Here is a 12,558-nt window from a genome sequence, read left to right as displayed (position 1 = left end):
GCGGAAAACGGGCGCTCGTGACAGGTGGAGCCCGGCGGATTGGCCAAGCGTTAGCGCTTTCGCTCGCCCGCCAGGGTGCCCACGTGGTCATCACCTCGCGCGAGGTCAACTGCACAGCCGAAGACACCGTCTCCGAACTGCAGCGGCTCGCTGGCAATGCGCGTGCAGTTCGTTGCGATGTCACGGACCCAAGCTCGGTGCACGGCGCGGTCGAAGCCGCAGTGGACTACCTGGGTGGCCTTGACCTCCTGGTCAACAACGCCGGCGCGTTTGAAACCGCTCCTCTGGAGCACATCACCCCGGAGCAGTGGGATGCCATGTTCGCGACCAACACGCGAGGTCCCTTCCTGGTAGCGCAGGCGGCGCATCCGCACCTGAAAGCCGCGAGCGGTCGCATCGTCAACATCGGCTCTCTTGGCGGTATGCATCCGTGGGCGACGCACGCGCATTACTGCACCAGCAAGGCCGCATTGCACATGCTCAGCCAAACCATGGCAAAGGCCTGGGCGCCGGAGATCAGCGTGAACTGCGTTGCTCCCGGCATGATCGTGCTGGGCGAAACACACGACGCAGCCTACGACAGCTTCGCCGCAAAGACTCCTATGCAACGCAACGGCCGAGCGGACGATGTTGCGGCGGCCGTTCTGTTTTTCGCCACCTGCCCCTGCTTTATCACCGGCCAACTGCTTGCGGTCGACGGCGGGCTCGGCCTCAGTTGAGCCGCAAGTTACCTATCGAAAGCGACGCATCAGATCGCTGAACCAGCTTCTGCGCTCGTCTGTGAAAACGCCGAGCGCTTCCGGCTGCGGCGGCAGGCCTTTGCCCTGAAAGACGGCCAACGGATTGATCACAAAGAGGCGCTCCGCCGTGTCTTCCCCCATGCGCTTGCGGACCGCTTCATATGCTGCGCTGAGTCGTGGTGTGCGGCGCGTCAGATCGTGCGCGTCGCTGCTCACAAAATGAACCCAACGGTTTTCCATCAGCTCCCACGCGATGCGGTTGGCAAGCTTGCCGAACTGCCCGGTAAGGGAGTTCGCGGTCACCTGCACCAGCATGTCCGCCTTCATCCATTCGCGCAGGCGGCTGCGCGAGCGTTGCAGCGTGCTGTTCCGCTCCGGGTGAGTCAGGATGGGGGTCAGGCCGGCGACGCGCATCTGGTACAGCAGCTCATCAATCCGCGCAGGAATGCCTGTATCGGATAGCTCGATCAATAAGTACGGCCCGCCGTTGATCGCATACTGCTTCGTCACCGCGCCGATGTTCGCGGTGTTGTCGTAGTCCAGGTGGAAGTCAGACCCAAGCCCAAGCTGGATGCGAGAGGAGACCGACTGAGGCAGGGCATCCCGGATTTGCCGCAGGCGGACTTCGTGGGCCGAACGATCGTAAGGGTATTGCTCGTTGGCGTGAGGCGTGGCGACCAGGTGTGTCACACCGTCCTCCGCCGCCATTTGCACCATGGCGACAGACGTGGGTAGATCGGGCGATCCGTCGTCGACCCCAAAGATCAGGTGATGATGAATGTCGACCATAGGATTACGCGGGCACCAGCGTGTCCGCGAGGGATTGGAAGAGGCGCAAACCGTCCGCCGACCCCAACAGACGCTCGCTCGATCGGTCAGGGTGCGGCATCATGCCCAACACATTGCGGCCTTCGCTCAGAATGCCGGCGATGTTGTCCAGCGATCCGTTCGGATTCGCCTCGGCGGTGACCTCGCCCGCCGCGTCGCAGTAGCGAAACGCGATGCGGTCTTCCCGGCGCAGGATCTCCAGGGTCTGCTCGTCACAGAAGTAGTTGCCTTCCATATGGCCGATCGGAAGGCGCAACACCTCGCCCCGGCCGAGCCCGTGCGTAAACGGCGAATCGGACGTCTCGGCGCGCAGGTGAACCTGGCGGCAGATGTATCGCTGATCGCGGTTGCGCAGCAGCGCTCCGGGTAGAAGACCTGCCTCGCATAGGATCTGAAATCCGTTACAGATGCCCATGACCGGACCGCCCGCCGCGGCGAACTTCTTCACGCTTTCCATCACCGGTGCAAACCGGGCCAGCGCGCCGGTCCGCAGGTAGTCGCCGTAGGCGAAGCCGCCGGGCACCAGGATGGCGTCGCAGCCCTGCAGGTCCTCGGATGCATGCCAGAGGAACGTAACCGGCTGATGGAGTACGCTTTCGAACACGTTGTACGTGTCATGGTCGCAGTTGGAACCGGGAAACACCAGAACGCCGAACTTCATACCGGTAGAGTATCGCGCGGGTGGAGTTCTGTGCCGGGTCACACGTCCCGCGAAGCGCATCAGAACTCCCATGGATGCCGCAGAACGGGAAGCCAGCTATAGCCGCCGCGCGGGAGCCGCGCTGGGCGGGTGGTTTCGCGCGACGCTGCTGGACGCCGCGATCGTCGGCGCCATGTGGTTGGTCGGCCTGCTTTGGATCGGAGTCCCGTTCGCTCCGCTGTGGGCGGTACTTGGCGCGCTGTTCCAGTTTGTGCCCGGGGTGGGCGCAGTGCTGGGGGTGTGCGGTCCCGCCGTGGCGGCCGTCTTCTCCACCAATGACGACGACTTCAGCAAACTCTGGTGGGTGCTGGGCCTGTACGCGATCATCGCAGTAGTCGACGGATTGCTCATCCAGCCGCTGCTGTTGAAGCGACAGACGCGGGTACCGTGGTGGGCTGCGCTGCTGGGACCAATCCTGGGCGGAATCCTGCTACCGCCCTGGGGAGCTCTGCTAGCACCGCCCATCCTGGCCGTGGTCTTTGCGTTCCGACGCCCGCGTCCCGCCCAGCCTTGACCCGCTGCTTCGGATCAGGCAGCTAGCCGGTACTTTGTCTCGGCCAACCGGAACATCGGCCGCCACACCAGCCGATTGATCGTTACGACCATCAGCGCCATCAGGATCGTTCCCAGCAGCAGCCCGCCGAAATGGCCGGCGTCGGTGGCAGCACTGATCTGCTCGCCCAGACCAAACGCGGTGAAGGTCTGGCCCTTGAGCCGGAAGTACTCGGCGATGATGCTGGCATTCCAGGCGCCACCCGAGGCGGTGACCAGGCCCGTGACGAGAAATGGAAAGATGCCGGGCAGAATGACCGTCCGCCAGCGCTGCCAGCGCGAGAAATGAAAGAGGTTCGCGACCTCCTTCAGGTCGTTGGGGATTGCAATCGCACCCGCGATCACATTGAACAGGATGTACCACTGGGTGCCCAGCAACATCAGCAGGATGGCACCTGTATTCATGCCCCCGCCGTTCCGGATGAGCAAGAGCAGAAGGACCGGAAACAGCGCCGTGGCCGGCACGCTGGCCGCAACCTGTGCCAACGGCTGTGCGATACGTGCCAGCCGGGGATGGAAGCCGATTGCCACACCCGCCGGAATGGTCCACGCAGACGCCAGCACCAGGGCCACCATCACGCGGAGGAAGGTCGCACCGGCTCCAAGGATCAGTTGCTTCACGTCCGCCAGGTGAACGCCCCGCAACAGCCCCACCGCCTGCCAGACCATGTAGAGCAAGACCGGCAGCACCACGACATAGAGCAGCACCTGGACGAGGCCCGGCGTGCGCTTGCGGCTGTCGTCATCCAGGCGCACCGCGTGCCGAGGACGCACAGCGAAACCGTGGTACAGCCGCTCCTGCAATGGCACAAGCGTTCGCCGGGTCAGCGCGTTCAGCAACGTGGACGACTGCAGCGCCGCCAGCAAGGGCGACCGCACGCCACGCGCGTTCTCAACCTGCTCAAACTTGAAGCGGTCGGACCAGGCGATCACCGGGCGCCAGATGAGCTGGTCCGTAGCAACGATGATGCCGATCATTATCAGCAAGCCCCAAAGGATCGCCGGAACATTGCCGGCCGATGCGGCGGTCTGCAGGTAGCTGCCCAAGCCAGGGAGGCGGAAATCACGCTCGCCCAGCACGAACATTTCGCACGCCATCAGAAAAAACCAGCCGCCCGCGACGGAGACCATGCTGTTCCAGACCAGGCCGATGGCAGCGTAGGGCAGCTCCAGTTGCCATAGGCGTTGCCACCGCGAGTACTGGAATATGGCGGACGCCTCGACTAGTTCGCGCGGCAGGCTCTTCAACGACGAGTAAAAGCTGAAGGCCATATTCCAAACCTGACCGGTAAAGATCAGTAGAACGGCGCCGAGCTCCAACCCCATCTGTCGCGATGGAAAGAGCGCGATCATGGCGAGCATCACTCCCGGCAGGAAGCTGAGCACAGGAATGGACTGCAGCACGTCCAGCGCGGCAATCATCAACGCTTCTAGCCTGCGATTGTAGGCGGCGGCGTATCCATAGCCCACAGCAAAGACGAGGCTCAGCAGGTACGCCAAACCCATGCGCACCACGGAGTAGAAGGCGTACTTCGGCAAGGCGGCGGCAGACAACGAGATCTGCACGTCTGGCTGCGGGCTGCCGCCCCATAAACGCGCCACGAGCACGATGGCATAGAAGCATGCCAGGCCGATGAGCGCCACGATCATGTCCAGCACGAATGGCCAGGTGCGACGCAGTACCTGGCTGCGCGACATGGTTTGCGGCAAACGCGTGTCCAGGCGCGAGCGCCCCAGATTCAGGCCACCCGGCAACAGCCTCATCCTTCGTCTCCCGCTGTGGCCAGCTCCTCGTGTGGCACGCTGGCCTCGGTGAATCGCTGGCGACTGCTGTCATAGTCGAACAACTCGGCGTACCGGCCCCAGTTGATGGCAGTTTCCAACTGTCGCTGGGTCTCCTCTTCGCTGAACTGTTCATCCAGCATGTCGTGGAAGAAGTCCTCAGGAACGCTGCGGTCGGACTTGGCCTGGATGGCACGCACGATCTGCCGCAGCAGCAGAACCTTTTCGATCGCAGCCTCGCGGAAGATCTCCTTCTGCCGCTGGATCTCCGCATGGCCGTACTCGGTGCCTGCGGCGGTCATCATGGCGTCGCCCTCCTGCACCGTCAGGAAGCCCAGCAGCGCCGCGGCATCGACGATGGGGAGAATGTCGTCGATCTCAAAGGCGAGGTCGTCCGCAAGCTGGTAGATGTCGGCCTTGCCGCCGTGATCGATCAGCAGTTCCAGCAATCCGGCGATGCCGCCGGGTCTCGCATGCGGCAGCATCTGGTAGCCCATGAGGCGCTGATCGCGCACGCGCCGGCCGTCGCTGGTGCGCGGCAGTTCGGGTGGCTGCGACTCGGGCTGGGTCAGGACCTTATAGATGTAGTCCACGAGTTGCGTAAAAGCCGCGATCTTGCGGTTGCGTGGGTGCTGCAGGTTGACGCGGAAATCGGTGCGGATGTGACCCGGGTTGCGGCCCAGCACGATGATGCGGTCGGCCAGCAGAACCGCTTCCTCAATGTTGTGAGTGACGATGAAGATCGACTGCGTGGGCATGGTGTGGTTGTGCCACAGCTCCAGCAGCTCGGAACGCAGGTTCTCCGCAGTCAGAACATCGAGCGCTGAGAACGGCTCATCCATGAACAGGACTTCCGGTTCGACGACCAAGGCACGCGCAAAGCCTACCCGCTGCCGCATGCCGCCGGACAGTTCCTTGGGATACGCCGACTGGAAGCCGTCAAGGCCAACGGTGTCCAGCATCTTCATGGCGCGGCGCGTTCGCTCTTCCGGTGCAATGCCCTTGGCCTGCAACGGGGCTTCCACGTTCTGCAGAACGGTCAGCCAGGGAAACAGAGCGAAGCTCTGAAAGACGATGGAAACGTTGCTCTCAGACTGTGAGATGGGCTGGCCGTGCCAGTAGACCTCGCCCGCGGAGGGTTTGGACAGCCCCGTCAGCATCCGCAGCAGCGTGGATTTGCCGGACCCCGAAGGTCCGAGCAGGGCGACGATCTCGCCCGGTACGATCGACAGGTCGGTCGGCGAGATGACCTGGATGCGGTTCTCGCTGGGTTGCGCGTAATACTTCTCGACCCGCTCGGCGCGGATGATCGCTTCTGACACGAATCAACTCCAGTCGTCCAGGGCCGCAGCGACTGGCGGGTCGCGGCGCGGTGAGCAGTGGTGCGAGTGCGTACGGGTACACCCACATCTTGTGTGAGCGTAACACTAGCTCTTTCGCTTTCATGCGTTTGCAACACGGAGGGCCTGCGCTTGCCACACAGCCCCGCGGTGCGTAGTCTTATCGGAGACATGACGAACGGCAATGCAAAACCGAAGGTCCTCGTCGCCGACGACGAGCAAGTGATCGCAAACACTCTGGCTATTATTCTGAACCAGGCGGGCTTTGAGGCTCGTGCAGTCTATTCCGGAGAGAATGCGCTGGAGACGGTCGATGCCTTCCAGCCGAACATGTTGATCAGCGACGTGATCATGACCGGCATGACCGGCATTGAGGCCGCCATCCAGATCCGCCAGAAGCTGCCGCAGTGCAAGGTCTTGCTGTTCAGCGGCCAGGCTGCCACGGCCGACCTGCTGGAGAAGGCACGCGCGCAGGGCCACGAGTTCGAGATTCTGGCCAAGCCGGTTCATCCGACCGACCTGCTGGCAAAGCTCCGCAGCTAGCGACCCTTTTTTGTTGAGAGCCCGGCATCCTGCCGGGCTTTGCTGCGTTCAGGGTCTGCCAGCGGTGTTGCGCGCGCGAAGTTCGATTTCCCGGCGCTTCACCTCGATCATGTACTCGTAGATGGACTGCAGGGTGGCGTATGTCCAGCCGGCTGAGCCGTCCAACACCGCCCCCCTGACGAACATCATGTACATCCACTTGACCAGCGGGCGTCCTGGCATTTTATAGAAGATCGCCTTCTGCGCGGCGCGCCGCTCCTGCAGGCTTTTGCCCAGCAGCGCTTGCCGCCACGACGCGTTGGAGGTCGCACTTCCTGCAGCCAGCAGTTGAGCTTCCGCAGTGGAGTAGCGATTGTGCCGATCGAGCCACCAGCTCATGCCCTTGAGGAACGGGTAGTGCTCCAGCGGCGCGTGCAGGTCGGCAACCTGACCGTCCGTCTCCAGCACCTCGTTGATCTCTCGCACGTAGCGGGCGCGTCCCCGCCGAACCAGGCGGATGTACGTGGGCGTCAACTGCGCGTGCTTCAACCAAGTTCCCCACAGGTAATCGCGACGCCGCACACGAAAGGCGGTCACGGTCGGCGGGGCGGTGAGTACGGCAGTCTGCATCTCCTCGGAAAGCTCTGCCGACGGCCGCTCGTCTGCGTCCAGGATCAGAATCCACTCGTGCCGAAAGGGAAGCGCAAGACCGGCGTTGCGTTGCGTCGCATAGCCGTCGAACGGACGCTCCGTCACATGGGCGCCACGCTCCCTTGCGATCTGCTGGGTTCCATCGCTTGAAAGGGAATCGAGTACGTGCACGTCGTCAGACCAAGCCACGCTGTCCAGGCACTCTGGCAGGGCCTGCGCCTCGTCCCGGGTCAGGATCAGAACCGAGATCAAGCGACCGGCTCCACCGGTTCCGAGCCGGATGCACTCGCTGGTTTGGCGGCACCTCGCTTGCGTTCCTTTACGGCCACGGCAGGAGCGCCGGCATACACCGTCCAGGGCTCCAGGTTGCGGGTGGCGACCGACGCCAGGCCGAGCACAGCACCTTCGCCCACCTGCACGCCGGGGGCGACCGAAGCGCGGGCGCAGATCCATGCCCGTGCACCGATCCGCATCTCGAAGGCAAGCAGCGGGAATTCGGGATCGTTGTAGTCGTGGGTTGCGCCGCACACATAGCTGTCCTGCGAAACCACGCAGAACTCGCCAAAGTGCATCGGGGCGGGATTGTAGATCTCAGCACCATCGCCGATGCCGGCGTAATCGGCACAGACAAGATTCCAGGGAGCCCAGATCTTTGCCCCGGGGTAAACATGGACACCTTTGCCCAGCTTCGCTCCGAAACAGCGCAGCAGAAGCGCCCGCCAGGCATGCAGCGGCCGCGGCGACAGACGAAAGAACAAAGCAGATGTGATTCCCCACGCGAGGCGCGCCAACCGGTTCGCAGCCGAAAACGACGGCCGCTGCGACGGATGTACCTCCGCAGCGTGAAAATATTCGTCAGCTCTATAGTGCGCGGCTGGCATGGTCGTTCCGGACTGCAGGCAAGATACCATCCTGGGCCGCCGCAACCGGCAGACGTGTCACAAACGAGAGTGCCGCCTTCAGACCGTTGCGATCTTCCGCGAAGCTCCATTTGGCAATGCGTTGGCGGCTGCATTCGCCCCTACGCTGCGCAACGCCAGGTAGCAGCACCGACCGCAGCGCCTCGGCGAGTGCCGCGATGTCGCGTGCTGGAACGATGAAGCCGTTGGCTCCGTTCTGGACCAGGTCGACAGCGCAGCCCACCTCGTCTGAAACGATCACTGGCAGGCCACAGGCCATAGCCTCGTTCACAATCAGGCCCCAGGGTTCGTGACGTGACGGCAGCACGAAGACGGTGCTAAGGGCAAAAATTCCTGGAAGCTCCGTCTGATTGCGGAATCCCGCGAAGCGTACCAGTGGCGCGTTTACTGCGGCGACCCGGGCGCGCAGCATCGGCATCTGTTCGCCGTCGCCCACGATCAGCAGGTGCGGCTGTTGGTCGGCGGGCATGTCCGCGGTCAGCAGGAGATAGGCTTCCAGCAGGTCATCGCAATGTTTTCGCTCCTGCAGTTTGGAGGCAAACAGGATGACCGGCCGTCCAGGTTCTAGATCCAGGGATTCAGGCGCGGCGAGGTACTGCTGCGCAATCTGTGCCGCGAACCGATCGTTGTCGACCGCATACGGCACAAGGAATGCCGGAAAACGAGCGCCGAAGTAGTAGGACCAATACTCTGCGTTGCGCGTTCCGATGGGCAGCACCGCCGAGATTAAGCTGCGCAGCCCGGTGAAGAAGAGGCGCTTCAAGGCCAGTCTCCAGGCAGAACGCGGGCGATCTGCCAGCCAGGGTTCGGCGCGCAGCAGCACCGGAATGCCCAGTGTTCGCGCCGCGAGTATCGCGTGCAGACTGTTGACGGTGCTGTACCCGTGGACCCAAACGGCGTCGAAGCGCTGCCCGTTCAAGCCTCGCGCAAAGTGCCGCAGGAAGCCGCGTGCGATCGGAGCAAACGTGCGCGGACTGGTCGTTTCCCGCCATCGGGGCAGCACAACGGAGCGGTAACCTTCTGTCAACGGAACGTCCCAACGAACTTCCGCTCCAAAGCCGCTGTCCCGATACGCGCGGATGGAAAAGTCGGAGCAGAAGAAGACACAGAGATCGATCGACGGATCAGCGGCCAGTTCCCGGAGCAACGGTGCCTGGTACTGGATGGGGTGGCTGACCACGTACGCGAGACGGATCGGCCGGGAACTTCCTCCGGGATTGCTGTCCGTCGGCTTCATCGCCATTAACGTGGGATCGCGTACGCCAGAGTTAGAGCGAGCCCGATCGCGGTATTGACGCCGCCTCCGCGGATGGCTGCCAATACCTTGTTCGAGGGCAGATACAGGATGTCGTCGCCCTGCAGCACGGGGTCCGGCTCTTGTCCCTTGAGCACCTTGTCCATCTTGACGATAGTCAGGGTCCGCGTGGTGCCGACAGTCCGGATCAGGTGTAGTTCGTTGGCCTTGCCTTCCAGGAACTTGCCGTTACCGATCGTGTAGGCCTGCAGCAGGGTGAGCGGTGCCGTGTTCTGGATGGGAAATGCGCCCTGAGTCTTCCATGCGCCCACCAGGTAGTAGCTGCCGATCCGGCCGGTCATGATGGTATCGCCCGGAAATACCGGAACATTCGCGAATTTGCTGTGCTCCGGATCGGTGCCAAGGTCGACGTTGATCGACTGTGCCATGCCGGGCCGATCGATGGTGATGACGTGGCTCGTCGTGGGTTGGAGACCACCCACGGACGCCAGCACGTCAAAAAGCCGACGGCTTCCTGCCACGCCGGACACCTGACCACGCACGTCACCCATGAGCGTGATCTGCGATCGAACAGATTCCGTCACCTCGATTTGCACGGGAGCGTTGTGAAAGATCTGGGCCGCTTCGAATCGCTGTGCCAACAACGTCTGCACCTCGCGGATGGTCAACCCTTCCACCTGCACGGGATCGATCAGCGGAACGGAGAGGAAGCCCTCTTCCGAAACGCGGCCGGTGAAGCCGTAATCGCCAACGGTGTAGATGCTCACATGCACCATGTCACCGCTGTGCATGGGGTTATCGTGCCGGGCCGGGTACAGGATTGCCGGATCGGTGGTCAAAACGTGCGGAGAGTTCACCGGGTCTGCGGCGGTGTCTGCTGGCCCGTTGAACTGTGCATGGGCTGACGCGGTCCCAAGCACCGCGCCCGCAAGCAGGATGCAGTGGAGAAGACGTTTCATGCGGCACCTGTCGGCGTTTGGGTGTGAGACGGTTTCTGCGACTCCGGCTCCCAGCTCTCAGAGTCGATATTGCTGTAGCTGTACCCCGAGTAGCCGTAGTAGCCGTAGTATTCCGGCGAGTTCACGTCTACGGCGTTCAGGATAACGCCGGTGACCGGCGCTCCGGCGCGGACCAGCAGATCCCGTGCGCGCCGCACCACGTGGCGGCTGCTCTTACCCTGACGGACAACCAGCGCCAGCGCATCGCACTGCCGGGCCAGGATCACGCCGTCTGTAACGGAGAGGATCGGGGGCGAGTCGATGACGATGTGAGTGTATTCCTCGCTGCAGCGGACCAGCAGATCGTGCATGGCTTCGGACGACAGCATTTCCGTGGGGAAGGGCGGCACGGGGCCGCAGCACAGGATGTCGAGGTTCGGTACTTCGGGCACCTGCCGCAGTGCGTCTTCGAACTTGGCCGCCCCGGCAAGCACGGTGGACAATCCGACTCGCCCGTTCAGGCCGAAGCGGTGGTGCACATTGGGCCGGCGCAGGTCGGAGTCGATCAGCAGCACGCGAGTTTCTCGCTGCGCCAGGATGCAGGCGAGGTTGGTCGCAACCGTCGTTTTGCCTTCGGCAGGAGTGGAACTGGAGACGACGATGATCTTGGGTGGGTGACCTGCGGTCGATAGCAGCAGCGATGTCCGCAGCGACCGGAAGGCTTCTGAGAACTGCGACTTGGAAGTGGCGAGCACTCCCACGTTGCTCTGCGCGACCGACAACGTGGTGCCACTGTCGCCAGAGATCCGCCGCACGCGGGGGATTACGGCTAGCGAGGGCAGTTGCATCACGCTCTCAATTTCAGCGACGTTCCGCAGACCAGTATCCAGCGTCTCCAACAGGAATGACAGAACAACGCCGCCGATCAATCCGAAAATGCCGTTCTGCAACAGGATGCTGCTGGTCGGCTTGAGCGTGGGCGCCGGTGGCTGCTGGGCTCGATCGACGATATCGATCTCCAGAGCTTCCAACCCGGCCTGAACGCCGGCCGTTCTCAGGCGAGCGAGCAGACCGTCATACAGGCTGCGATTGGTTTCGTACTCGCGCTGACGCAGGTTGTACTCTACGGTCGCGTCCCGCAGTTGATAGGCTTCGTTCTTGGCTTGGTTCAGCGCTTCCGCGGTCTGATTCTCATTTGCCTGTGCGGCAATGAAGGCGTCCTTCGACTGGCTCAGCAGTCGGTTCTGTTCCGTGGTCACTTCGCGCTGCAGCTCTGCCAGGTGACGCTGGTCGGCTTCTACCTTGGGATTCCTTACTCCACGCGTCACCAACTCTTCGGCAATGGTGGCCTTGGTCGTGGCGATATCGCCGCGCAGCCTGTTCAGTTCGCCGTCCAGCCCGGATACGTCCAGCAGGCCTTCGAGGTTGTCCGGGTTGGCGCTCTGCAGGGTCCGGAACTTTGACTCAGCCAGGATGCGTGCAACGCGCGCGCCGCTCAGCGCTCCGGAGAGAGCGTCAACCTTCTGCGTGCTTTCCGTGGTGGGCACGTGGCTGGGATCGAAGCTGAGGCCCAGAACGCCCAGCTTGCGCTGCATGTCGATCAGTTGTTCCTGGGACGCCTCAACCTGAGCCTTCAGATCGCTCAACTGACCGCTCAACCACTTGGACACGCGATCCGTCGAAGCGTATTTGCTCTGGTAGGAGCGTGTGATGTAGGCGTCCATCACATGGTTGACGATGTCAGCGGAAAGCTTGGGGTTCGCGGAAACGCAACTGATGATCAGAATCTGCGTTCCCGGGATATTCGCGGCTTTGACGGTGCCCAGCAGAGTACCGACGACAGCCTGTCGCACAGCCGGGTCGTCGATGTTGCGATGCGGCAGCGTTCCCTTGGTTATGCCGAAAAACGCGGGATTGTTGGCCAGATCCATTTCGCGGCCGACCGTTAGCATGAGCGTGTCGCTCGCCAGGATCAGCATCTCGTTGTTCAGGTTCTCGCCGCCGGCAAAACCCGGTTCGCGGTACGCCGCCGTGGCTCCGGTGCCTACTTCCAGCTTTCCGTATGCGGTATACCGCACCGGCTGGGTCATGGCCTCATACAGCCCGTACAACAGGCCAAGAACCACCGTGGCGACCAGTACCCATTTGCGCTTTCGAAGAACCAGCAGGGCTTCGGAAAGCGTACTTTCACTGGACGCAGTTCCAAATCCCGGCTGAGCTTCGCCGTCAGTCGACGCCGGAGCCGCTGGAAACTGCGATCGAACGGATGCCATCTCGGTTGATGATAACCGACATCTTGCCGAAAAGACGGTGGAAGCGTATTGGGTCAG

Annotated in this window: 12 protein-coding genes; 3 read left to right on the top strand and 9 right to left on the bottom strand. The window is 62.7% G+C overall.

All coding sequences use genetic code 11. From position 1 onward, the window contains the following. Positions 1 to 17 precede the first annotated feature (17 nt). Positions 18 to 719 carry an SDR family NAD(P)-dependent oxidoreductase gene (locus tag OHL12_RS05715; RefSeq protein WP_263412863.1) on the top strand — a complete coding sequence of 234 codons (702 nt, stop codon included), beginning with the start codon at positions 18 to 20 and terminating at the stop codon, positions 717 to 719. Positions 720 to 731: 12 nt separating this feature from the next. Here the strand turns inward: OHL12_RS05715 and OHL12_RS05710 are convergent, their stop codons facing one another. Together OHL12_RS05710 and purQ are read right to left on the bottom strand one after the other, a co-directional pair. Continuing rightward, positions 732 to 1,529, bottom strand: a complete 798-nt coding sequence (locus OHL12_RS05710; RefSeq protein ID WP_263412862.1) for a tyrosine-protein phosphatase — start codon at positions 1,527 to 1,529, stop codon at positions 732 to 734. A 4-nt stretch (positions 1,530 to 1,533) separates the two neighbouring features. After that, entirely contained in the window at positions 1,534 to 2,229 is a 696-nt protein-coding gene (purQ, locus tag OHL12_RS05705) for a phosphoribosylformylglycinamidine synthase subunit PurQ (RefSeq protein WP_263412861.1), read from the bottom strand. A 70-nt stretch (positions 2,230 to 2,299) separates the two neighbouring features. Between purQ and OHL12_RS05700 the strand changes: the two genes are divergently transcribed. Continuing rightward, the gene (locus OHL12_RS05700; protein ID WP_263412860.1) at positions 2,300 to 2,782 is read left to right on the top strand and encodes an AI-2E family transporter; all 483 of its coding nucleotides are present in this window, start codon (positions 2,300 to 2,302) and stop codon (positions 2,780 to 2,782) included. A gap of 14 nt (positions 2,783 to 2,796) precedes the next feature. Here OHL12_RS05700 and OHL12_RS05695 read toward each other — a convergent pair whose 3' ends face one another. Then, complete coding sequence (locus OHL12_RS05695; protein WP_263412859.1) at positions 2,797 to 4,584, bottom strand: ABC transporter permease; 1,788 nt, start codon at positions 4,582 to 4,584, stop codon at positions 2,797 to 2,799. After that, the gene (locus OHL12_RS05690) at positions 4,581 to 5,924 is read right to left on the bottom strand and encodes an ABC transporter ATP-binding protein (protein WP_263412858.1); all 1,344 of its coding nucleotides are present in this window, start codon (positions 5,922 to 5,924) and stop codon (positions 4,581 to 4,583) included. Before OHL12_RS05690 ends, OHL12_RS05695 begins: the two co-directional genes overlap by 4 nt. A gap of 189 nt (positions 5,925 to 6,113) precedes the next feature. Between OHL12_RS05690 and OHL12_RS05685 the strand changes: the two genes are divergently transcribed. After that, on the top strand, positions 6,114 to 6,485 hold the full coding sequence (locus tag OHL12_RS05685; protein WP_263412857.1) for a response regulator: 372 nt from the start codon (positions 6,114 to 6,116) through the stop codon (positions 6,483 to 6,485). Between the two features lie 48 nt (positions 6,486 to 6,533). On the opposite strand, the gene OHL12_RS05680 is transcribed toward OHL12_RS05685, so the two are convergent. The 5 genes from OHL12_RS05680 to OHL12_RS05660 all read right to left on the bottom strand — a co-directional run bounded on the left by OHL12_RS05680 (position 6,534) and on the right by OHL12_RS05660 (position 12,501). Next, positions 6,534 to 7,367 carry a glycosyltransferase family 2 protein gene (locus tag OHL12_RS05680; protein ID WP_263412856.1) on the bottom strand — a complete coding sequence of 278 codons (834 nt, stop codon included), beginning with the start codon at positions 7,365 to 7,367 and terminating at the stop codon, positions 6,534 to 6,536. Beyond that, a complete protein-coding gene (locus OHL12_RS05675) occupies positions 7,364 to 7,873 on the bottom strand; it encodes an LbetaH domain-containing protein (protein ID WP_263412855.1) in 510 nt (169 codons plus the stop codon). Before OHL12_RS05675 ends, OHL12_RS05680 begins: the two co-directional genes overlap by 4 nt. 103 nt (positions 7,874 to 7,976) lie before the next feature. Further along, positions 7,977 to 9,278 (bottom strand): glycosyltransferase family 4 protein, encoded by a 1,302-nt coding sequence (locus OHL12_RS05670; protein ID WP_263412854.1) that lies wholly within the window; start codon positions 9,276 to 9,278, stop codon positions 7,977 to 7,979. Beyond that, on the bottom strand, positions 9,278 to 10,249 hold the full coding sequence (locus OHL12_RS05665) for a polysaccharide biosynthesis/export family protein (protein ID WP_263412853.1): 972 nt from the start codon (positions 10,247 to 10,249) through the stop codon (positions 9,278 to 9,280). Before OHL12_RS05665 ends, OHL12_RS05670 begins: the two co-directional genes overlap by 1 nt. Beyond that, positions 10,246 to 12,501: a GumC family protein gene (locus tag OHL12_RS05660; protein WP_263412852.1), complete on the bottom strand. Its 2,256-nt coding sequence runs from the start codon at positions 12,499 to 12,501 to the stop codon at positions 10,246 to 10,248. Before OHL12_RS05660 ends, OHL12_RS05665 begins: the two co-directional genes overlap by 4 nt. Positions 12,502 to 12,558 lie beyond the last annotated feature (57 nt).

Source organism: Terriglobus aquaticus (assembly GCF_025685415.1).
GTDB lineage: Bacteria > Acidobacteriota > Terriglobia > Terriglobales > Acidobacteriaceae > Terriglobus > Terriglobus aquaticus.
Note: the sequence above shows the minus strand (reverse complement) of the source record. Positions and strands in the feature narration are given on the sequence as shown.